This is a genomic window from Mesorhizobium sp. P2_D1 (genome assembly GCF_056404455.1).
In genome coordinates, this window is sequence record NZ_JBFUDZ010000001.1 from 211272 (window position 1) to 234075 (window position 22804).

The window sequence follows — 22804 nt, forward strand, 5'->3', positions numbered from 1 at the left end:
CCGGGGCAGGAATAAATTCCCCATGACTCCGCTTGACTCTTCCAGCACCCTCTGGAATCTATAGGAACATAACAGGAACAATTGTGAGTGAAAGCTGACCGTCATGGCGATGACCGCCGTGGCGCGGGAGACTGTTTTTGCCCTGCGCCGCCAGATCGCGAAGATCAAGGGAACGCTGCCCGAGCGCCTGCAGGCGCCGGCCGCCGCGGCTCCCGATGTTCGCGTCGACGCCGGCCCCAGCATCGATGTGACGATTGTCCGCCGAGGCGTTGCCACGGCGCTGCCGGATGCGTTCCTGTCCACCGGCGTCGAGCGGCTCGATGCCGCCCTGAGCGGCGGCCTGCCGAAAGCCGCCTTGAGCGAGATCCATGGCATTGAAACCCGCGATGCCGGAGCCGTCGCCGGCTTCGCTCTGTCGCTCGCAAGCCTGATCCTCAAGCAGACGCAAGGGTTGCCGGTGCTCTGGATCGGCACATCGGAGATTTTTCGCGAGGCCGGCTTTCCCTATGCCAGGGGGCTTCATGCCTCGTTCGGCATCGAACCCGAGCAATTGCTGTTTTCCGAGGCGCCAAAACTTGTCGATGCGCTGTGGGTCGCCGAGGAGGCCGCCCGGATGACGGCGCTCGCCGCCGTCATCCTCGAGATCCGCGGCAATCCGCAGCGGCTCGACCTGACCGCGACGCGCCGGCTGCATGCCCGGGCACAGAGTGCCGGCCGGCCGGTGTTCCTGCTGCGGCAGGCTGCCGAGCCCGAACCGACGGCCGCACCCGTTCGTCTCATCGTCGCGTCGGCACCGGCGGTGCCGCGCGACACCATCGTCGGGCCGCTCGCCGGCTCGATCGGCCGCCCGGCCTTCACCCTCACCATCGGCAAGAGCCGCACGGCCCTGCCTGGACAATTCACACTGGAGTGGAACCCCGATGAACGCGCATTCGATGAAAGATGGGGCGACGAAAGAAGGGGCGAGGAAAGAGCAAAGAATCCTGTCGCTGTGGTTTCCCTATCTCGCGGTCGAAAGGATCCTGCGGCAGCGTCTGGGGCGGTCCTGGCGTTCCCGGCCGTCGGATCACCTGCCGCTGGTGATCAGCCACCGCAAGGGCAACGCGCAGCGTATCTCGGCCCTCGACGAGCGGGCTGAGGCGCTGCACCTGAAGCGCGACATGGGCATCGCCGATGCGCGCGCCATGCATCCGTCGATCGACATCGTCGAGGCCGATCCGCAAGCCGATCGCCGCCTGCTCGAAGGCCTTGCCGACTGGTGCGACCGCTACACCCCGCTGGTGGCGCTGGACGCAACGGACGGCCTGTTTCTCGACGTCACCGGCTGCACCCATCTTTTCGGCGGCGAACGCGCCATGCTGGACGACATCCTGTCGCGCTTCTTCCATCAGGGTTTCGATGTCCGCGCCGGGCTTGCCGCGACACCGGGCGCGGCCTGGGCGGCGGCACGCTTTGCCAGTGACCGCATCGTCGCAGGCGGCGAGGAGGAGGCGCTGCTCGCACCCTTGCCGCTGGCAGCCCTGCGCATCGAGCCCGCGACCCGCACCAGCCTGGAAAGCGTCGGCCTGCGCACGGCGGGCGCCGTCATGGCGGCACCGCGCGCGCCGCTTGCCCGCCGCTTCGGCGCCTCGCTGCTTTTGCGCCTCGACCAGGCGCTTGGCCGTCTCGACGAAGCGGTGTCGCCGCGCCTTCCCGTCGCGCCGCTTTCGGTCGAACGTCACCTCAGCGAGCCCGTCACCCTGACCGAGGACATCGAGCGGCTGGTGGGCATGCTGGCGGCGGCATTGAAGACCGACCTCGAGCGCCGTGGCGAGGGCGCCAGGATGCTGGCGCTGCTTTTGTTTCGCGTCGACGGCGCCGTCAGCCGCATCGCCATCGGCACCTCGCGGCCGATGCGCGAACCCCCGCTGATCCAGAAATTGTTCCATGAAAGGCTGGCCGCGCTCGAGCAGGATATCGATGCCGGCTATGGCTTCGATCTCGTCCGGCTCTCGGTGCTGTCGGCCGCCGCCTTCGACATGCAGCAGGCCGACCTTGCCGGCGAAGTGACCGATGACGGCGCCGACATCGCGCTGTTCGCCGACCGTATCCGCGCCCGGCTCGGCGAGGGCGCGGTCCTGCAACCGGTCACTGTGGAAAGCCATCTGCCGGAGCGCGCCGTCGCCACGATCCCCTTCACCGAGGCCCCGCGCCGGACCACGCCGCCGAAGAAGCCGGACCGGATGCAGGCGCCGATGACCATCTTCCCGCCGGAACGGCCGATCCGGCTGTTCCGCTCGCCCGAGCCCATCGAGGTGCCGGCCACCGAAATGCCGGAGGGCCCGCCGCTGAACTTCCGCTGGCGGCGTGCGCTCTACAGGGTGACGCGTGCCGAGGGACCGGAACGCATCGCGGCGGAATGGTGGCGCGAGCCCGCGAGCGACGAGGCGGCATCGACACGCGACTATTTTCGCATCGAGGATGCCGACGGCCGCCGCTACTGGCTCTACCGGCAAGGCCTCTATGGCGGCTCCCAGGTGCCGCCACGCTGGTTCCTGCATGGGGTCTTCGCATGAATGCGCTGACCGTCATTCCCTATGCAGAATTCGGCATCCAGTCGAATTTCTCCTTCCTGCGCGGCGCCTCCAAGCCGGAGGAACTGGTGGTCGCCGCCAAGCTTTTCGGCTTTTCCGCGATCGGACTTGCCGACCGCAACACGGTGGCCGGCGTGGTGCGCGCCTGGCAACAGGCCAAGGTCGAGACGCTCTCCTACCATCCCGGCTGCCGGCTGGTTTTCGGTGACGGCACCCCTGACATTCTCGCCTATCCGCAGGACCGCAAGGGCTGGGGGCATCTCTGCCGCATGCTGACGCAAGCCAATCTGCGCGACGAGAACGAGAAGGGCGCCACTCTTCTCCAGCGCAGCGACTTGCTCGAATGGGGGGACCTGATGTCGCTGGCGGTCATGCCCGATCTGACGGCGGGGGCGGAAGACAGTCTCGCCTTGCTTCGCCAGCTCAAGGATCGTTTCGGAAGAAATCTCCGTCTGGCCGTTTCGCCGGACTATGCGGGCAATGACCGTTTCCGGATCGAGCAGGCAGCGGCGTTTGCCGAAAATGCCGGCATCCCGCTGATGGCGACCAACGACGTTCTCTATCACACGACTGAGCGGCGCCCGCTGCAGGACGTGCTGACCGCGATCCGCCTCAACACGCCCGTCGCCGAGGTGGGGCTGCAGCTGGCCGCCAATGCCGAGCGCCATCTGAAGCCGCCGATGGAGATGGCGCGCCTGTTCCGCAGGCATCCGCAGGCGCTGGCCGAGACCTTGCGCTTTGCGCAGGAGCTGACCTTCTCGCTCAGCGACCTCCAGTACAACTACCCCGACGAGCCGACGGAGTCCGGTCTCGGGCCGCAGGCCGAGTTGGAACGGCTGGCGCGGGAGGGGGCAGCCAATCGTTATCCGGCGGGGGTGCCTGCGTCCGTGATCAAGCGCATAGAGGAAGAGCTCGCTCTGATAGAGCGCCTCAACTACGCCCGCTATTTCCTGACGGTCTACGACATCGTCAAGTTCGCGCGCGGCCAGGACATCCTCTGCCAGGGGCGCGGTTCGGCCGCCAATTCGGTCGTCTGTTTCTGTATCGGCATCACCGAGGTCGGGCCGGACAGGATCGACACGCTGTTCGAGCGCTTCATTTCCGAGGAGAGGAACGAGCCGCCCGACATCGACGTCGACTTCGAGCATGAGAAACGCGAGACCGTCATCCAGTACATCTATACGAAATACAGCGCCAAGCGCACCGCACTCGCCGCCGCCGTCATCAGCTATCGCGGCCGCTCGGCCTTGCGCGAAGTGGCGAAGGCCATGGGCCTCTCGGAGGATGTCAGAAGCGCATTGTCGAGCACGATCTGGGGCTGGTCGACCTCCGAACTTGGCGAGAAGGAGGCGCACGCTGGCGGCATCAACCGCGCCGACCCGCTGGCAAGACTGGTGATTGAGCGCTCCAACGAGATCATGGGCTTTCCCCGCCATTTGTCGCAGCATGTCGGCGGCTTCGTCATCACCAGGGACCGACTCGACGAGATCGTGCCCATCGTCAAGACGGCGATGGACGAGCGCAAGATGGTCGAATGGGACAAGGACGATCTCGACGCGGTGAAGATCCTGAAAGTGGATGTGCTGGCGCTCGGCATGCTGACCTGCCTGCAGCGTGCCTTCGCCCTGCTTAGGGATCACTATCCAAACGCGCGAGATAAATATGGCCAACCCTATGTGCTGGCCACCCTGCCGCCGGAGGATAAGCAGGTCTACGACATGATCTGCCGCGCCGACACGCTCGGCGTTTTCCAGATCGAATCCCGCGCCCAGATGTCGATGCTGCCGCGTCTCCAGCCACGGGATTTCTATGACCTTGTCATCGAGGTGGCGATCGTGCGGCCGGGTCCGATCCAGGGCGACATGGTTCACCCTTACCTGCGCCGACGGCAAGGCAAGGAAAAGGCCGAGTATCAAAAGCCGGAGCTGGAGGCGATCCTCAGCAAGACACTTGGTGTGCCCCTGTTTCAGGAGCAGGCCATGAAGATCGCCATCGTCGCGGGCGGTTTCAAGCCGGGGGAGGCCGACGAACTGCGCCGCGCCATGGCCACCTTCAAGCGCACCGGCACCATCGGCAATTACCGCAAGCGGATGATCGACGGCATGATTGGTAAGGGCTACACGAAGGACTTCGCCGAGCGCTGTTTCAAGCAGATCGAGGGTTTTGGCGAATACGGCTTTCCCGAAAGCCACGCCGCGTCCTTCGCCCTGCTCGTCTATGCCTCCTGCTGGTTCAAGACCTTCTACCCCGACGTGTTCTGCGCCGCGATCCTGAATTCGCAGCCGATGGGGTTTTACCAGCCGGCCCAGCTCGTCCGCGACGCGCGCGACCATGGCGTCGACATCCGCGACGTCGACGTCAATTTCTCCGTCTGGGACTCCACGCTGGAGAAAGCATCCTTCGATCCGGACCGCATCCTCCCACGCCATGCCGAAATGCGTGGTGTCATCAAGACAAATCATGCGCTGCGGCTCGGCTTCCGCCAGATCAAGGGCCTGTCGGAGGAGCGCATGGACGCTTTCGTCAAGCGACGCGGTTCAGGCTACGAGTCGGTCTGGGATGTCTGGCTGCGCTCCGGCCTCGATGTCGACGAGATCGAAAAGCTGGCGCAGGCCGACGCCTTCCGTTCGCTTGGCCTTGATCGTCGTGAAGCCTTGTGGGCGGTGCGCGCGCTCGACGGCAAGAGTGCTGCCGAAAAGCTACCGCTGTTCGACCAGCCGGCGATCCGCCTGCGCGAGCTGGAGCCGGAGACGAAGCTGCCCAAAATGCCGCTCGGCGAGCATGTCATCCATGACTACCGTTCGCTCGGCCTGTCACTGAAGGCGCATCCGGTCGCCTTCCTGCGCGAGCGGCTCGACCGGGCCGGCGTTACGCCCAATGCCGGATTGCCATCCGTGCGCGATGGCAGGCGTGTCTCGGTCGCCGGCCTCGTGCTGGTGCGGCAGCGCCCCGGCAAGGGCAACGCGATCTTCCTGACGCTGGAGGACGACAAGGCCGTCGCCAACATCATCATCTGGCAGAGAACCTTCGACCGCTACCGGCCCGTCATCATGGGCGCCAGGTTCGTCCGCGTCACCGGCAAATTGCAGTCGGAATCGGATGTCATCCATATCGTCGCTGAGAAGATCGAGGATTTGACCCCCTGGCTGACCGTGCTCCTGGAAAAGGTCAGCCAGGCCAACCTGACAGTCGCCGGCCCTGCGGAACACCCCGTCAGCGGCACGGATCGCGACCCTGCGCCACGCAACGCGGCGATCCGACCGGACCTCGCAACGCTGTCGGAAGAGGCGGAAAGTGTCATGCCCAAGGGACGCAATTTTCAGTAGCAGAGGGGGGCACTATCCCGCCAGCCGCGCCACTCTCGCCACCCCTCAAGACGGCCCACTCAAACGTGGCGGCGACAACACATCCTCCACGGACAGCGTCCGCGCTTCCGAAGGCAGCATGATCGGTATGCCGTCGCGCACCGGATAGGCGAGCTTGGCGACCCGGGAGACCAGTTCGCCGCGCTCCGGATCCCAGGTCAGCGGCCCCTTGGTCAGCGGGCAGGCCAGCAGCTCCAGCAGCTTGGGGTCGACATTGACCTTCTTCCCGTCACGCCCATCCGCCGCCATCGTGTCCTCTTCTCAGTGTCCGACCCAAGATGTGTCGAGAGCAAGGTCAGGCCGCCAACGCAGGAAATTTGTCGTTTGCAGGCCAGCTAGGTATCGACACATCTCATTGCAGGCTCGAACCAAAATCCTCATTCTCGCGCGCCAGCGCCATTTCGGTGATGGCGATAAGCGTTTCGGCCCGTGTCTTCAGATCCGCCGCCTCGAGCAGCGCCTGTTTCTCGGCCGGCCCATAGGGCGCCATCATCGACAGCGCGTTGACCAGCATGGCGTTTTCGGCCCGGCTGACGCTCTCCCAGTCGGCTTCAAGGTCATTGGCCTGCAGATAGGCGCGAAACGCCTTGAGCAGCGATGGCCGGTCGATCTCGTTCGCCGCCTGGTCCTCGTCGAGATCGGCCAGGAAGGGCGCCAGCTTGCACTGGCGAAACGGCGTCTTGACCGTCAGCTCGTGGGCGATGCGGAACCGGCAAACGCCCTGCAGCGAAATCAGATAGCGGCCGTCGCCGGTTTCGGAAAAGGCGATGATCCGCCCGGCGCAGCCGACATTGCAGAGCTCCGGCTCGCCGTCGTCGCGCAAGGCGCCGTCGAGGCTGGGCTGGATGATGCCGATGAGCCGCGAGCCGGCGATCGCCTCGTCCACCATCTGCAGGTAGCGCGGCTCGAAGACGTTGAGCGGCATGCGGCCTCCCGGCAGCAAAAGCGCACCCTCGAGCGGAAAGATCGGGATCGTCGACGGCAAATTCTTGGCGAGCCGGTAATGCGCGTTTCCCGCTTGCACCTCAATCCTCCGATCGCTTCCATAGGGAAGCGGGTGTTGCTTCTATGCATATCCCTTTCGCAGAGCCGGGGCCACTTTTGCGCGACATGCATTGGTCACTGATAATCTGGCGCGATGGCCGCCGGCCGCAAGCCTGCGCGACCAAAACAATCAGTAACCGGCTCAGGAAAACAGCAGCGACGACAATTTGCGGCGCGCCGCAAGCGTCGCCTCGTCGGTCATGCCCCAGGCCTCGAACAACTGCAGCAGTTGCGTCTTGGCGCCGTCCTCGTTCCAGGCGCGGTCGGCCTTGATGATGGCCAGCAGATTGTCGGCCGCCGCCGTGCGATCGCCATTGGCGTTCTGGATCATGGCCAGATCGAAACGCGCCTGATGATCGCCGGGGTTCTCGGCCAGGCGCCGCTCGAACTCGGCCGGGTTGCCAAGCGCTGCCGCTTGCGCCGCCAGCGCCATCTTGGCGCGCAGGGCGGCCAGCGGCGGCGCATCCTTCTTGGCCTCGGGCGCCGTTGCCAGCAACGCTTCGGCGCCCTCGATGTCACCGGCCTCGAACAACAGGTCGCCCAGCCCGCCAATCGCCTCGACCGTCTCCGGCGCCTGCGCCAGGATGGCGTCGTAGATATCGGCCGCCGTCTGCATGTCGCCGGCCTCGCGCGCCTCGGCTGCCGCGGCCAGGGCCTCGGCCACGGGCGGCGCACCATTGCCCTTGCCGCCCACCTTGGTGATGAATTCGGCGATCTGGCTCTCCGGGATCGCGCCCATGAAGCCGTCGACCGGCTGGCCGTCCTTGAAGGCGATGACCGCCGGGATCGACTGGATGCCGAGCTGGCCGGCGATCGAGGGATGGTCGTCGATATTCATCTTGACCAGCTTGACCCTGCCGCCCGCGGCCTTGACCGCCTTCTCCAGCAGCGGCGTCAGCTGCTTGCACGGCCCGCACCAAGGGGCCCAGAAATCGACAAGCACCGGCTGGCGGCGCGATTCCTGGATGACGTCGGCGGCAAAGGCGGCGGTCGTCGTGTCCTTGATCACATCGGCGGCCCCTGGGGCGGCGGCCGGCGGCGCCTCGCCAAGCGCGGCTTTCGCGCGCGGAGCCTCGGTTCCACCATATTGCACGGTGGTGGAATATTGGCCGCCATGGCTTCCAAACGGATTGTTGTCGCTCATCTCTTTACCCTTCCGTGGCGCGGCCGCCGGCGGCCAGGCGCTTTCAGACAATCTGACTTAGGCCATCCATGTGGCGATCACGCGGAGACTTTCAAGATAGCAGCATCGTGGCCGGTTGCCTCGACGAATCTGATCAGGTCCGCCGCTGCGACCGACGTCGTTGCCTCATTGGTCAGCGGATGAGCGTTGATCACCGCATGGTCCATCAACGCCTTGTCGAGAACCACCTTGACCCGGCCCGCAATGTCGTTGATCAGGCCGAAGACCGTGACCGCCCCCGGCGTCACGCCGAGCAACTCCATCAGCATCTCCGGCTTGCCGAAGGAAACGCGGCCGGCGGCGCCGATGATCTGGTGGATCTGCTTCAGGTCGACGACCGCGTCCTCGCCGACGGTGACCAGGAAGAAATTGTCCTTCTTGTCCTTCAGGAACAGGTTTTTCGTGTGGCCACCGGCTATTTCGCCGCGCAACGCCTGCGAATCGGCAACCGTGAACAGCGGCGGATGGCGCCGCGTCGAGGCAGCGATCCCGAGTTCGGCAAGAAACTCCATCAGCTCGGCTTCGGTCTTCGGCATCGGTTTTGTCTTCGTCCCGTTTCCTGCCAAGCCGTTTACGGCCAATGGGGCAGCCGACACAAGACCGTCATGCGACATCCTGGCGAGTGCGCCCGCCGCATAGCAAAATGCCTGACATTTCCCTGTTGCAATCGCCGCGCTCTTCAGCCATATAGGCCCGGCTTGCGGCCAAGACGCCGTGCGAGCGGGTGTAGCTCAGGGGTAGAGCACAACCTTGCCAAGGTTGGGGTCGAGCGTTCGAATCGCTTCACCCGCTCCAGTTTCCTTTCGGAAATCAAGCGACTAAAAGGCGCCCTTCGGGGCGCCTTTTGCTTACATGGCCTTGCCAACCGGCAATGCAGCGGCGCAGGTCTATTGGGCGACTTGGGACACGGCTGACATCAGCTCCTGCGGGCTTGGCGCCCCAAACATGTATCGTCCACCCTCTGGAACCTCCGTGAAGCTCCAGCGGACGATCCCCTGCCGGTCCAAAAGGAACTGACCGACCAGTTGTCCGTGCCCGGTTGCCAACATCTGCTCGTCGGCTTCGGTCAGTTCGTAGTGGTCCCTCTTGTCGAGGATTTCGCCGGCCGCCAAAGGATCCAAAGGACCAGGCAACTCGCCTGGCATCTCAATCCGCATATCCTTTACCGCTGCCATCGAGACCTTGTACGGCCAGTTCGTCTCGTTTTGGGTGAATTCGAGATTGGGCAGTCCAAAAGCACGATGTGAAGCGCGTTCAGGGTCGGAGGCCGCAAGCAGATTCGGCATCGGGTGGTAGCGGAAATAGAGGCGCGCCCGTTCGATCGGCGTGTTGACCACCGTCAGGCTCTCCACGCCCTTTTCGCGCAGCTCCGGATCAAGCCGCGCCTGGGCGGCGATATGGCGCCGGCAAAACGCACAATGCAGACCTCGAAACAAGCCGACCAGCACCGGTTTTTGTCCGCGGAAGTCGTCTAGCGCGATCTTGCCTTCCTGGGTAATGGCGTCGAGTACCACGTTCGGCGCGCGGTCACCCGGTTGAAGCGGTACCAAGTCACGAGGCGCGGACATTTCAACCTCCCACCCGGCTAGTCGAGAAAAGGCAGCACCACAAGCGCTTCCGGGTCGAGCCCGTGCTGGGCGCATATACCCTGCGCCAAGGAAAAGTAGCGTTCGGCCTCGGCCAGATTGTCGATGTCGAGATTAAGCGTTGCGAGACCATCATAGCACGGAAACAGCAGTTGGGGTTCGCCCGTTTCGCGGGCTACGTCCAGGGCTTCGTGGAACAAGCCGACCGCAAGTTCCGGACGGCCGTTGCACTGGTGGATCTGCCCAAGCACGATCAACGGCACCGGCAGGTGCTCGCGCTGGTCGAGCGCCCGGTCGATCTCGATGGCCTTCTCGGCAGCAGGGACGCCCTCCGTTGGACAGCGATCCGTGAAGGTACAACAAGCGACCGCCAGATTGGCGAGGAGGCGCGCCTGGAAACCCAGATCGCCAATATGGCGCGCCACTTCGAGACCGCGCCGACAGACCGCCATCGCCTGTGTCGGATCGATGGTCGTGTAAAGCACGCCGAGATTGGTGTAGCCGCGGCAGGCCGCCCCCAGCAGACCGGCGGCTTCGGCCAATTCGATGCTACGCTCGACCTGACCCACGGCTTCCCGGTTTCGCCCAAGGCGAGCCAGCGCGACTGCCTTGGTATTGAGGGCCTCGGCGGTCACAAGAGTGGCATCACGCCCGGCCTCGGAGACATGCTCCGTTGTCAGGGTGCGCACGCAATCCAGCGCCGCATCCGCCCATTTTGCCGCGAGCGCGTGATCCCCGCTGCGGAACGCCTGTCGGCCACGCTCTTGCCACAGATGCGCCTGCTCGATCGGGGCATCCGCTCCATCGAGGAACGCTGCCGCTTCGGCATAGCGGGATTCTGCGTTGTCGCGCTTGCCGACGTCCCAGAGCAGCCGACCGATCTTGCGCAAAACGCGCGCCGAAGCGACACGATCGGTTGACTCGCGGTAGGCCTGCAACACCGTCTCGTAATGGTGGTGGGCGATCTCGCGGCGGCCTGCCGGGCCGCTCAAATCGGCAATGCGCTCTGCAATCACCAGTTTGAGCGGTGTTTGCCCGGTCGCGCCCAACGCAGTCAGTGCCCGCTCGTAGAAACGAAGGGCGTCGTCGTTGGCGTAGATCATGCGAGCGCGATCGCCCGCCGCCTGCAGGTAGTGCGCGCCCTTCTCCCGCTCGGCGCTCTGTGCGAAATGATGACCGAGCACGGTCAAATCCTCGAGCCGTTCCGGTCTGTCGCCGCACAGTTGCTCCAAGGCAGCACCGACCCGCCCGTGGATGTCGGTCCGGCGCTGCAGAAGCAGATTCTGGTAGATCACGTCCTGCAGCAAAGTTTGCGTAAAACGGTAGCTTTGCGACGAGACCGAGCCTGATCCGGCAACTTCCTCGATGATTTCCGCATCGCAAAGCAGTTCGCAGCCGGATTCCAGCCGGCCGGGGTCGGCTGTCACGGCTTTCAGAAGTGTGGCGTCGAAGCGCGGGCCGATCACCGCGGCTTCCTGGGCCAAACGGCGCACCTCCTGGGGCAGCCGGTCGACGCGGGCAAGCAACATTGCCTGGATGGTGGCGGGAATGCCGGTTGCGGCTTCGCCTGCCACAGTCCGCCATCGCTGGCCCTCGCGCACCAGGACACCGCGATCGATAAGGCCGCGAACGATCTCCTCGATAAAAAGGGGGTTGCCGCCCGCGCGCTCGAGGATCTGGTCAAGAAGCGTTCCTGCGGAGTTTACCCAGCTCTCGCCGAAAAGCGCCGCCAGCAGGCTGCGTCCGTCATCGCGGCTGAGCGGCGAAAGCCTGAGCGCTGTGTGACTGACCCGACTTGAGTCGAGCTGGCCGTGGTCCGGCTCCGGACGATGCGTGACCAGCAACATCAACCGTGTGCGTTCCAACCTGTCCATCACGAAACGCAGTGCCTCGAGCGACACGGCGTCGGCCCAGTGCAGGTCTTCGACGACGATCAACAGCGGCGACAACGCAAGCCGCCGTTCGATGATCGTGCGGACTGCGTAGAGAATTTGCCGCCGCAACTGCTCGGGCTCGACATGCTGCAAGGTGGCATCGGGGTCGCCAAGGCCAAGCACATGGTAGAGCAAGGGCATCAGCCGCTTCGCCTCCTCGCCCTGCAGGCCGAGATCGGTAAGCAAGCCTGCGAGCTTCCCCCGCATTTCGTCCCCGGTGTCGTTCTGCATCATCCCGGCAGCGCTGCGCACCACCGCGCCCAAGGCGCCAAATGATCGTTCGCCCAAAGGTGAGCACGTGGCCTGCCGCACGGCGAGGTTGCGAAAACGATCCTCGTCGCCGACGCGGGCGACGAACTCCTTCACCAGTCGCGATTTCCCGATACCGGCTTCTCCAACGAGGCGGACGAGTTGGGCCGAGCCGCCGCACGCCTGGTCAAGGCTCGCCAGCATTCTATGCAGCTCCGCATCACGGCCTATCATCGGTGCGCTGAGGCCGAGCGCCTCAAGCCCACGTGCCGCACGCGGCGCCGCGAGCGGTGCATCCAGACGATGGACGAGCACACTGCCAGCCTTGCCGCGAAGCACGACATCACCCAGCGGCTCGTATGAGAAGGCATGCCGGGTCAGCCTGTGAGTGAGCTCGCCCACCAGCACCTCACCCGGTGCGGCCAGTGATTGCAGGCGTTGCGCCGTATTCACGGTGTCGCCGGTCACCGAATAGGATTTGGCGGTGCCGATGCCCAATCCGCCAGTGACGACCGGGCCGGTGTTTATGCCGATGTGGAGCAACAGGGGCGAGCCGGAGTGGGGGGCGCTTTCGCCCAGCCGCGCCGTCCGGGCGATCATGTCGAGAGCGGCGCGAAGCGCACGTTCCGGATCGTCCTCATGCGCGACCGGCGCACCGAACAGAGCGAGCAGTGCATCGCCGATGAATTTGTCGACGAAACCACCGAAGTTTCGCACGGCCGCCGTCAATTCCTTGAACAGTTCGTTCTGCAGTGCTTGCATCACCTCGGGGTCGAGCTGCTCGCTGAGTGTCGTGAAGCCGCAAAGGTCGGCGAAGAGGACCGTCACCGTCCGGCGATCGGCGTCGGAGACGGGATGCAGCCCATCGTCGCTCTCTATGTTCGCAAGCAGCGACGGCGTTCGAGAAGGCGGCACGATGGTCCGGCTCCGTGTCGGAGCAGGCCGTTCGACAGCTTTTGCGGCCGCACCGACGCTTGCCCCGCATTTCGGACAGAACTCGAAATCAGGTGCGCAGGGGTAGCCGCAACTGGCGCATGGCACGGGCAGGCGCTTGCCACACCTCGGACAGAAAGCGAATCCGCTCTCAACCTCGAAACCGCAGCCCGAGCAGTCCATCGACAAGACCTCACCAATGCATGTCGCCCAAAAGTGGACCCGGTTTTGGGACAACGACATGCATAAAAACAAAGACCTAAAGCGGCCGCGGCGGCGTGATTCCCCACGCACGTCACGGCCAGGGTTCTCACAAGGATGAACCGTTAGGCGTCGACCAGCAAGCGGCAGCGCAAATCGGCATCGAGCGATCCGTGTGGATCCCGGGCGGAGCGCTGGCGATTCGGGCGGCTGCATAGCCGTCGTTTGCGAAAGTTCCCTCGTACCCTCCGTCTTCCTGCTATTGTGGGGACGAGGAGACGGACCGATGAGCGAGAATCGCAAGCTGGCCGCAATCCTGGCCGCAGATGTCGTCGGATACAGCCGGCTCGCAAGCGCGGACGAAGATCGTACTTTGGCGAGGTTGCGGGCCCTGCGCAGCGACCTGATCGACCCGATCATCGCCGTGCACAACGGGCGGGTGATCAAGCGCACCGGAGATGGAGCGCTGGTCGAGTTCCGCAGCGTGGTCGATGCCGTGCGCTGCGCCGTTGAGGTTCAGAATGGCATGGTCGAGCGCAATGCCGGCGTGCCGCAGGACCGCCGCATCGAGTTCAGGATCGGCATCCATCTGGGGGATGTGGTCGAGGAAAGCGACGGCGACCTGATGGGCGACGGCGTCAACATCGCCTCGCGTTTGGAGGGCGTCGCGGCGCCCGGCGCCATCTGCCTGTCCGAGGATGCCTACCGCCAGGTCAAAGCCAGGCTCGACCTCTCGGTCAGCGATCTGGGCAGCACTCAGCTCAAGAACATCGCCGAGCCGATCCGGGTCTATTCGCTGCAAGTCGGCAGCGCCGGGACCAGGGCGGCCGCGACCTCGGAAATCGCAAGCCGACCCGCGACGGCAGCGCCGCCGAAGCTGTCGATCGCCGTCCTGCCGTTCGCCAACATGAGCGGCGACGCCGAACAGGACTATTTCGCCGACGGCATCTCCGAGGACATCATCACGGCGCTGTCCAAACTGTCGCAGCTCTTCGTCATCGCGCGCAATTCGTCGTTCACCTTCAAGGGCCAGAACGTCCAGGTGCAGGAGGTGGGCACGAAGCTCGGCGTGCGGCATGTACTTGAGGGCAGCGTACGCAAGTCGGGGAACAGGGTGCGCATCACCGCGCAGCTCATCGATGCAACCTCGGGCGGCCATCTTTGGGCGGAGCGGTTCGATCGCGAGCTGACCGACATATTCGCCGTGCAGGACGACGTGACACAGCAGATCGTCGGTGCGCTGGCGCTCAATCTGACTGAGGGTGACCGTCAGCGGCTGGCGCCTGAGCACCCACGCAACGCGGAGGCGTATGACTGTTTCCTGCGGGGCCGGGAGCTGTGGCACCAGCTGACGAAGGAGACCAACGTCGCAGCCCGCGACGTCTTGCAACGTGCCATCGACCTGGACCCGAAGTTTGCCTCTGCCCACGCTTTCCTCGCCCTTACGCACGGACTCGATTACCTGAACAGGTGGAGTGCCTCGCCGCCGGAATCGATGGCGCAAGCGGAAGAGGTCGCAACGCGAGCGGTAACGCTGGATGGCAGCGATCCCTGGGCGCACTGGGCGTTGGCTATAGCCAAGCTGTACACACGACGGCACGATGGGGCCATCGACGAAGCCGAGCACGCGATCGCCCTCAATCCGAACTTCGCCGAAGGGCACGTCATCCTCGGCGAGGCGCTGTACTATTCGGGCAGACCCGAGGAGGCCCTTGAGAGTTTCGCCCGGGGGAAGACCTTGAATCCGTACTTTCCCGATGTACTTCTGCACTTCCAGGCTTTGGCCGCGTTTCATCTGGGAAGGTACGAAGAGGCCGTCGACCTCTTGCAGCAACGGCTGGCTCGCAACGCTACCACCGACGTCTCGCGTGCGCTTCTGGCCGCCTGCTACGGCCATCTCAGCCGTTTCGCCGAGGCCCGCGCGGCATGGCAGGAGGTGCTTCGCCTCAATCCCGACTATTCGCTGGAATACCGTCGCAAGGTCTTGCCCTACAAGAATCCTGCCGATTTCGAACTCGTGGTGGATGGGCTCCGCAAGGCCGGGGTCGTGCAATGACAGCTGCGGCGATGTCAGGTCGCCCTGATGCCTGCCTGGCCGATCTTGCGCCATCGGGCGTTTTCGCGAACCAGTTTCAGGTCGTCGGTCGTCTCGGCAAATGTCCGCAATCGGTATTGCCGGAGCAAATCCGGGAAAAGCGCCCCTTCCGGCAGGCCGGCAAGCTGCTCGCGGACCGAGATCTTTTCATCGATGACCCGCATGCCCCAGGCATTTTCCCGAACCTGCAGCTCCGCAGCTAGATCGCGCTCTTCCGGCGCGTTTTCGTCTAGCGCTGCCAGCAGGATCGAGTGGAAAAGCGCTACATAGCCGATCTGCCTCAGGCCGCCCACGACCCGCACGCGCGGCAAGATGGCAAGGACGAGGAACATCAGGAACAGGTTCGGCAGCAGCACGCCGTCCAGTAGCGCCTGCCTGAGATGCGGCCGCTCGAACGGAATGGAGAGACCATGCGGCCTGTCAGGCTCGATCAACTGCCCGTTCTCGAGCACGAGCTTGCGCACGCGTTCCTCGCGGATGCCCCAGAAATAGGCCGTGCTATTGGGCAGGAATCTGCCAAATGGGCCCGATGCCGCCTCTTGCAAGGCACGTTCGAGACGCTGGCGCCTTGCCGGCTCGATGAGCAGCCTAGAAAGAAAGCTGCCGTCGTGTTCCAGATGCCGCGCCATGGCGGCCGCGGCGAGCCGATCATCGATGAAGACCGGCCGGGCCATACCGGAACGATCCCAATCGGCGACCAGATCCTCGTTGAGGGCGGTCAGCGCATCGGCGGCGGTCCCAAATGCCTTGTCCTGGCTGGCAAGCAGCGTGCCCAGCCAACGGCTGGCATCCGTTTCATCGCCCACCGCCTCGAGCGCGCGCGTGTTGAGAGAGACGGGACCGGCCACGCAGGCGCTCTTGCGGCACAGTTTGTGGCGCCCCATGCCAAACAAATTGACCTTGTCGTCGCCGACATCGAGCCACCCCGGCCCCTCCCGGCCGTTTGTCTCCATGGTCATCGTCGTTCCCATGAAGCCGACGAAGGCCGACAGACCGTTTTCCACCGCGCCGAGCCAGGCAAGCAGGAAGGCATCGAAGGTAATCCGGTCCATCAGCAGCAGGCAGTGCAGGCCGGACTGGATCACCGGTCTGCGCTCGAACTCTTCGAGGGCCTTGCCGATCTCTTCAGGCTGCATGATCGCACCAAGGCGCTGATGCAGGACGTCGCGCAGGATCGAGCGGGCAGCGATCGCCGGGCCCGACACAGGCCTCGCCACCGGCCGCCACAGATGGCGGGCGTATTCGGAAACCGGTGCATTCCAGTTCTGCTCGATGTCACGCACGACTTCCGGGCAGAGCAGCGACAGCACAGCCAGAATTTCCGCCGGAGGCGTAGGCGTGGGGTCAAAGACGGCGGTCATTGGTCCCGTCTAGCCGCTCGCGATGCAAACGCCAAGGGAGACCAGACTTGCTGGACCCGGCCGGCCCACACATAGATCGTCAACTCGATCAAAACAGGTAAGTCTCCAAACAGCGGATCTCAAAACCGCAGTCGGGCCATGCTCAGCAGGTCGTGGTACTGCCCGTCGGTAAAACCCGCCTTCACATGCCGACCTTCGACCTCGAAGCCATGGCTTGTGTAGAGACGGACGGCCGGTTCGTTGTCGGCATAGACGGTCAATTCGACCCGCTTCAGGGCGCGCCAGTTGTCGGCCACGTCAAGCAGGGCGCCAAGGATGGCAGAGCCGATGCCCTTGCCGACAAAGCCATCGTCGAGGCCGATATTGATCTCGCCGATATGCGACCGGCGTGGCGACCCCTGCACGATCAGGCTGCCATGGCCGACGACCTTGCCGTCCAGCTCCGCGACGATCCAGGTGGTTTCCTGGCCGGCCTTGGCGATGCGCCGCTCGACCTGCTCCACCATCTCGAAGGGCATCCTGAGCGTGCCCCAGCGGAAGCCCGGCATGTTGAAGATAGCGCAAAGCGCTTCCGCATCGCTTGGCCTGATGGCGCGGAGCTGCGGCTGGATTTTCTCGGAGGATGGCGAGGTCGTGCTGGTCATGGCGTTCCCGGCGAAGGCAATAGGCCCGGCACGATGCACCGGACGTCACCTGAAAATCCAGCTATCTCTGCAAGCTATGCTGCCGATTGCGCGCTGAAATAGCGGGAGGCGGCGGAGAGTTTGAAGACGCCGCTGATGCCGATCCAGCCGAAAAGGGCAAGCCAGCACAATGTCTTGGGCGCCGTCCAGTCGATCCGATGCACCGCAGCGTCGGTGATGACGAGACCAAGGATGGAAAGCAGGCCAACCAGAAACTGCGCCAGGCCAAGCACCAGCAGTTCCTCGCGCGGCGCGCTTTTCCAGACCAGATATGCGCCGCTAGCGCCAGCGAGGAAGATGGCGCTGTAGACTTGGGCGTGGAAAGGATCGACCGGCCATGGCCAAGTGCTGCTGACCATCACGGGAAACAGCAACATGCCGACGCCATAGAGCCCAAGGATCGCCGTTTCCGCCAACATGTAGCCGCGCCATGCGGGGTTTAGGGTCACGCCTCTTGCTGAAGGACGGGCCCTGGCCCGCCACAGGAACAGCCCGGATACCGCGGCCGAGGCAAGATAGACCAGGAACCAGAGCCAGGCCGCTTTGCGCTCGAAATTGAAATAGCCGAGATTGATCAACGAAACCGCCGACACGATGACGGTGAAGATGAAGGCCATGACGAGCACCAGCCTGCCGGGCGACCAGCGATTCCAGAACAAGAGTGCCGCCATCACCGCCATTTCGGCGGTGTAGAAGCCGCCGAGGAAGCGGGCACTGAATGGCGTGACGGGCCAGGGCCAGCGCGGCTTGACCAGTGCCGGTGCGAAAAACAGGCCGGCGCCTACGATCAGGACGATGATAACCCCTGCGGAGAAAAGGCGCAGAGCCGCGGGAAATGGCGGATTGTCGGATGTCGGCACGGGAGAAGCCCCAAAAATGAATGCCCAATGTACCATCATAGTGCCACTTGAGGCCGGTGAAAATCTGCTGAATGGAAATTGGACTGTCACCAGTCTTGTCTATTCGAATGGCCGTACGGTCAGTTTCGCAGTAAAATGGCGACTCGGACCAGAGAGCGGTCCCGATCAACACGCCTCGGGGGCGCATTTTCCGGAGCCTGCACGATGAACGAAGCTCAGGATCTGTTCTCGCTTCTGCGGCAATCGACCGATGTCGATCCGCAGGCAATCGACGCGATCAAGCAAACTATAGCGGAGGGCCAGGACCGCGAACTTTGCCGCATCAATGCGCCAGCCTTCGCCGGCAAGCTTGGCCTCGACGAGGAACGCACCATAGGCGCCTTTCTCCACGCGGCACGGGTGGGCATCTTCGACATTTCCTGGAATGTTCTGTGCCCCGGCTGTGGCGGCGTGCTCGACACCAATGCCACGCTGAAAACCCTGCAGAAGGACGAATACACATGCGCGCTGTGCGCCGAGGGCTATCCGCCGACCCTCGACGAGATGGTCGAGGTGACATTCACCGTCAGTCCCCGCGTGCGCAGGATTGCTGCCCACAATCCACACGAACTGCCGTTGCTGGAATATTTCCGCCAAATCTACTGGGCGTCTGGCGTCGATCTGCCGGAAGAAGATTTCGCCAAAAAGATGGAAGCGTTCTTGCTGGAAGGTATCGAGCTTGCGCCCGGTGAAAAGGCGGTTCTGCCCATACGGCTTCCGCCCGAGTTCATTATCGTCTTCGAGCCAGTCACCCATTCAGCGCAGTTCATCGACGCGAAGGGCGAACCAACAAAGGAGCGCCGAAGCCTCTCCTTGGTCTTCGACCGCGACCATGTCCAGAGCCAGACGCTGGAGATGCAACCCGGCCCGATGCGCATTTCGCTGGAAAACAGGACCGACACCCGCGTGCTGCCGACGGTCTTCATTGCCGGACCGGCATTGCATGATTTGCTGAGCAAACGCCGGCCCTTCCTGACGGCCAAGCGCCTGCTCACCAACCAGACGTTCCGCAATCTCTATCGCGCGGACACGCTCGACATCGACCAGCGCCTGAAGATCACCAGCCTGACCTTCCTGTTCACCGACCTGCGCGGATCGACCGCGCTGTACGAGCGGGTGGGCGACCTTTCAGCCTTCGATCTCGTGCGCGAGCATTTCCAGGTTCTGCACGAGATCGTCGCGGCGGAGACAGGCGCGGTGGTGAAGACGATCGGTGATGCGGTGATGGCGACCTTCGCGACGCCTGATCGTGCGATTGCCGCCGCCCTCAGGATGCGCGATGCCATGCGTGCGCTCAACGACAAGAGCGGGCGCGAGGATCTGCTGCTCAAGATCGGTGTCCATGCGGGCCCCTGCATCGCCGTCTCCATGAACGAGCGACAGGACTATTTCGGCCAGACGGTCAACATTGCTTCGCGGGTCCAGAACCTTGCCACCGCACAGGCGATCTTCGCCACTCGTGCGGTGGTCGATGACAATCTCACCGCCGATCTGTTGCACAGGAAAGCGCTGACGCCCGTGCCCCACGAGGTCTCGCTGCGCGGCATTGAGCGGGAGATAGCAGTCTATACGATCCCCTGAATACTTGGAGCAATTCCAGGAAAAGTGTGAGACGGTTTTCCCGGGAAAAGCGCGTGGCGCGTTCCCATGGGGAATTGCGTTAAAACAAAGAGACAGAGCGGGTTCGGCGTTTCCGTAAAACGGTGAACCGCTGCACCGCATCTCGCCCAAAAGTGGCCCCGGTTTTGGGGCAACGAGATGCATAAAGACAAAAACTCAAAGCGCGTCGCCTGAATCCGTTTCAACGGGACGCGGGTCGTCTCGGCCCCTCACACACGCCTATAGACAAATAGACGATCGGTGGGCACCGAAGGCGGCGGAGGGAGGCGTTGCAACTGCGGGTGATGGAGCGGTATGCCGCTGACCGCGAAGCCACCGACGCGAAGCAGGCGCGCGATCAGATCGGGAAGCCAGCTAAGGGTCACCACATCGCGATCTTCATGGCCGGTTCCGAGGTCGGCATTGACAAGAGCGGCGTCGATGCCAATGAACCTGGGCGCCGTCTCGCTTATCTCGCCGAGCACGAGGTTTTCAGCGTCGGGAATTGAGCTGTCGTGTGCGGCAAGTGCCCGGTCGAACGCCACGATCCGACGTCCGGGCAGGCGCTCGCGCAGGTGGTGGAACGTCCGGCCATTGCCGAGGCCGAGTTCGAGCACGGGGCCCTCGATCTTCGCCACCTCGACACAGACTTGATCGAGAATGTCGCGCTGTGCGGTCATCCTGCGGATGAAACTCTCGAGGCGACTCATATGAAATTGTACGTCCTGAACCAGCCCAAGAAATCGGCGACGCCCGCGACCAGGGCGGTTCGCGGCTGAAACCCGAGGGCACCTGCCAAACCCCGATCGAATTTCGCCGCGTATAGAGGCGAACGGTAAACATTGCAACAACCGGACAGGCCACCTGCAAGGGTCATACCGGGGTGGCGCAGGCGGCACGAAGCGCGGTGGGATAGCGATCTCACTTGTAGGGGTCCGCGGCGTCCCGCAAGCCATCGCCGAGGAAGTTGAACGCCATGATGACGAGAACGACGGGGAGCATCGGCAAAAGCAGCCATGGATAGAACGCGATCACGTTGACGCTGCGCGCCTCGGTGAGCAGGATGCCCCAGCTGGTTATCGGCGCCCTCAGGCCAAGCCCAAGGAAGCTCAGTGCCGTCTCGCCCAGGATCATGCTGGGTATGGAGAGCGTCGCCGTTGCGATCAGATGCGACATGAAGCCGGGAATGAGGTGCCGCCCGATGATGCGGCTGCTGTTGGCCCCCATCAATTGCGCGGCTAGAACGTAATCCTCCTCGCGCAACGCCAGAAGTTTTGAACGCACTGCCCGCGCCAGTCCGGTCCAGTCGAGCAGCCCGAGGATGACGGTGATGCCGAAATAGATCACCGCCGGACTCCAGGTGATCGGCATGATCGCCGCCAGAGCCAGCCATAGCGGAATGCTGGGGATCGATTGCAGAACTTCGATGATGCGTTGAACGATCAGATCGAAGATACCGCCGTGATAGCCGGCCAGTCCGCCGATGACGATGCCGAGCAGGAAGCTGAAACTGATGCCGACGAGGCCGATCGTCAGCGAAATGCGTGCGCCATAAATGATGCGCGAGAGCACATCGCGCCCCAGCCTGTCGGTGCCGGCCAGGAAGAGCTGGCCGTTTTCGGCAGGGCAGACCAAATGCCTGTCACCTTCGATCAGGCCCCAGAATAGGTAACTGTCGCCCCTGCAGAAGAAACGGAGCCGCTGAACATCGTCGTGGTTCTCAATGTAGTTCCGCTTTAGCGTGTCCATATCCAGCGTCATCTCGCGGCCATAGACGAACGGCCCGACGAACTCGCCGTTGTGGAACAGGCGCACCCGCTGCGGCGGCGCATAGATGAAGTCCATGTTGCGCGTGTGCAGATTGTAGGGCGCCAGGAACTCGCAGATCAGTATCCCGGAATAAAGCACTGCCAGGAATATGCCGGATACAAGGGCAAGCCGGTGTTTTCGGAATTTCCACCACATCAACCGCAACTGCGACGCCTGGAAGACCTTCGACTGCTCCGGCGTCATCGCCTCGACCGACTGCAGGTCAAGGGGCGCGGTGGAAACGTAGTGTTGCAGTGGAGCACCCGGAGCGGGCAGCGGCGAATGCGTGTTCATTTGGTGCTACCGCCCTGCAAACGAATTCGTGGATCAAGCAGCGCCAGCGCCAGGTCGGAAATCAGGACGCCGATGACCGTCAGGAAAGCCAGGAACATCAGGAACGACCCTGCCAGATACATGTCCTGGCTTTGCAGCGCCTTGATCAGCATCGGCCCGGTCGTTTCCAAAGACAGCACGATCGCCGTGATTTCGGCGCCGGAGATGATGGCCGGCAGGATAGAGCCGATGTCGGAAATGAAGAAATTGAGCGCCATGCGCAGCGGATATTTGACCAGCGCCTTGAAGGGATGAAGGCCTTTGGCGCGCGCGGTGACGACATATTGCTTGTGTAGCTCATCGAGCAGATTGGCGCGCAGCCGCCGGATCATGCTTGCCGTGCCCCCGGTGCCGATGATCAGGACCGGGATCCAGAGATGGGCGAGGATCGACTTCGCCTTGGCCCAGCTCATCGGCTCGCCGAGATATTGCTGGTCCATGAGATGGCCAATGGATGTGCCGAACCAGATGTTGGCGAAATACATCAGGATCAGCGCCAGCATGAAATTCGGAATGGCAAGGCCGAGAAGGCCGAAGAAAGTCAGGCCGTAGTCGCCCCAGCTGTATTGATGCGTGGCGGAGTACATGCCGATCGGAAAGGCGATGAGCCAGGTGAAGATGATCGTGACGAAGGAAACCAGCACGGTCAGCCACATTCGGTCCCCGACGACGTCGCGAACCGGCAGCTCATATTCGAAGGAATAGCCGAAATCGCCCTGCAGCATCCCGCCGACCCAGTAGAAGTAGCGAACGACCACCGGTTTGTCGAAACCATATTCCTTGCGCATCATCTCGATGCGGTCGGAATCTACCGCTTCGCCCTGAGCCCGAAGCTCGGCAACATAGCTGTCGAAATAGTCGCCTGGGGGAAGTTCGATGATCGTGAACACCAGCGCCGATATGATCAGCAGCGTTGGAACCATCACAGCGATACGCCAGACAAGATATCGAAACACG

General features: G+C 63.5%; 17 protein-coding genes and 1 tRNA gene. 6 read left to right on the forward strand and 12 right to left on the reverse strand.

Annotated elements, in window-relative coordinates; genetic code table 11:
- Positions 1–103: 103 nt before the first annotated feature.
- Genes AC1D0I_RS01140 through AC1D0I_RS01150 form a run of 3 tightly spaced genes read left to right on the forward strand, consistent with a single transcriptional unit; the run spans position 104 to position 5899 of the window.
- Positions 104–1138: an ImuA family protein gene (locus tag AC1D0I_RS01140; protein WP_477392515.1), complete on the forward strand. Its 1035-nt coding sequence runs from the start codon at positions 104–106 to the stop codon at positions 1136–1138.
- Positions 1080–2555, forward strand: a complete 1476-nt coding sequence (locus AC1D0I_RS01145) for a DUF6504 family protein (RefSeq protein ID WP_477392517.1) — start codon at positions 1080–1082, stop codon at positions 2553–2555. Before AC1D0I_RS01140 ends, AC1D0I_RS01145 begins: the two co-directional genes overlap by 59 nt.
- Entirely contained in the window at positions 2552–5899 is a 3348-nt protein-coding gene (locus AC1D0I_RS01150) for an error-prone DNA polymerase (protein ID WP_477392519.1), read from the forward strand. Before AC1D0I_RS01145 ends, AC1D0I_RS01150 begins: the two co-directional genes overlap by 4 nt.
- Before the next feature lie 45 nt (positions 5900–5944).
- On the opposite strand, the gene AC1D0I_RS01155 is transcribed toward AC1D0I_RS01150, so the two are convergent.
- From AC1D0I_RS01155 to AC1D0I_RS01170, 4 genes are all read right to left on the reverse strand, one after another.
- Positions 5945–6187, reverse strand: a complete 243-nt coding sequence (locus AC1D0I_RS01155; RefSeq protein ID WP_095083950.1) for a Trm112 family protein — start codon at positions 6185–6187, stop codon at positions 5945–5947.
- A gap of 103 nt (positions 6188–6290) precedes the next feature.
- Positions 6291–6962 carry an LON peptidase substrate-binding domain-containing protein gene (locus AC1D0I_RS01160; protein ID WP_095083949.1) on the reverse strand — a complete coding sequence of 224 codons (672 nt, stop codon included), beginning with the start codon at positions 6960–6962 and terminating at the stop codon, positions 6291–6293.
- 162 nt (positions 6963–7124) lie between these two features.
- Positions 7125–8126, reverse strand: coding sequence for a thioredoxin (trxA, locus tag AC1D0I_RS01165; RefSeq protein WP_477392520.1), 1002 nt, complete (start codon positions 8124–8126; stop codon positions 7125–7127).
- 77 nt (positions 8127–8203) lie between these two features.
- Positions 8204–8701, reverse strand: a complete 498-nt coding sequence (locus tag AC1D0I_RS01170) for a prolyl-tRNA synthetase associated domain-containing protein (RefSeq protein ID WP_477392522.1) — start codon at positions 8699–8701, stop codon at positions 8204–8206.
- Between the two features lie 184 nt (positions 8702–8885).
- On the opposite strand from AC1D0I_RS01170, the gene AC1D0I_RS01175 reads away from it, so the two are divergent.
- Positions 8886–8960: transfer RNA gene (locus AC1D0I_RS01175), tRNA-Gly, on the forward strand.
- A 92-nt stretch (positions 8961–9052) separates the two neighbouring features.
- Here AC1D0I_RS01175 and AC1D0I_RS01180 read toward each other — a convergent pair.
- Positions 9053–9733 (reverse strand): redoxin domain-containing protein, encoded by a 681-nt coding sequence (locus AC1D0I_RS01180; protein WP_477224751.1) that lies wholly within the window; start codon positions 9731–9733, stop codon positions 9053–9055.
- A gap of 17 nt (positions 9734–9750) precedes the next feature.
- Entirely contained in the window at positions 9751–13050 is a 3300-nt protein-coding gene (locus AC1D0I_RS01185; RefSeq protein WP_477392829.1) for an ATP-binding protein, read from the reverse strand.
- Positions 13051–13354: 304 nt separating this feature from the next.
- Between AC1D0I_RS01185 and AC1D0I_RS01190 the strand changes: the two genes are divergently transcribed.
- Complete coding sequence (locus AC1D0I_RS01190) at positions 13355–15124, forward strand: adenylate/guanylate cyclase domain-containing protein (RefSeq protein ID WP_477392524.1); 1770 nt, start codon at positions 13355–13357, stop codon at positions 15122–15124.
- A gap of 14 nt (positions 15125–15138) precedes the next feature.
- Here the strand turns inward: AC1D0I_RS01190 and AC1D0I_RS01195 are convergent, their stop codons facing one another.
- The 3 genes from AC1D0I_RS01195 to AC1D0I_RS01205 form a co-directional block, all read right to left on the reverse strand.
- Positions 15139–16524 (reverse strand): hypothetical protein, encoded by a 1386-nt coding sequence (locus AC1D0I_RS01195; protein ID WP_477392526.1) that lies wholly within the window; start codon positions 16522–16524, stop codon positions 15139–15141.
- Between the two features lie 119 nt (positions 16525–16643).
- On the reverse strand, positions 16644–17168 hold the full coding sequence (locus AC1D0I_RS01200; protein WP_095084386.1) for a GNAT family N-acetyltransferase: 525 nt from the start codon (positions 17166–17168) through the stop codon (positions 16644–16646).
- A 74-nt stretch (positions 17169–17242) separates the two neighbouring features.
- Positions 17243–18067, reverse strand: coding sequence for a hypothetical protein (locus tag AC1D0I_RS01205; protein ID WP_477392528.1), 825 nt, complete (start codon positions 18065–18067; stop codon positions 17243–17245).
- Positions 18068–18271: 204 nt separating this feature from the next.
- Between AC1D0I_RS01205 and AC1D0I_RS01210 the strand changes: the two genes are divergently transcribed.
- Entirely contained in the window at positions 18272–19687 is a 1416-nt protein-coding gene (locus AC1D0I_RS01210) for a DUF5939 domain-containing protein (RefSeq protein WP_477224756.1), read from the forward strand.
- Between the two features lie 248 nt (positions 19688–19935).
- On the opposite strand, the gene AC1D0I_RS01215 is transcribed toward AC1D0I_RS01210, so the two are convergent.
- The 3 genes from AC1D0I_RS01215 to AC1D0I_RS01225 form a co-directional block, all read right to left on the reverse strand.
- On the reverse strand, positions 19936–20415 hold the full coding sequence (locus tag AC1D0I_RS01215; RefSeq protein ID WP_184872685.1) for a class I SAM-dependent methyltransferase: 480 nt from the start codon (positions 20413–20415) through the stop codon (positions 19936–19938).
- 211 nt (positions 20416–20626) lie between these two features.
- Complete coding sequence (locus tag AC1D0I_RS01220) at positions 20627–21808, reverse strand: ABC transporter permease (protein ID WP_477224757.1); 1182 nt, start codon at positions 21806–21808, stop codon at positions 20627–20629.
- Positions 21805–22803, reverse strand: a complete 999-nt coding sequence (locus AC1D0I_RS01225) for an ABC transporter permease (protein ID WP_457155012.1) — start codon at positions 22801–22803, stop codon at positions 21805–21807. Before AC1D0I_RS01225 ends, AC1D0I_RS01220 begins: the two co-directional genes overlap by 4 nt.
- Between the last annotated feature and the right edge of the window lies 1 nt (position 22804).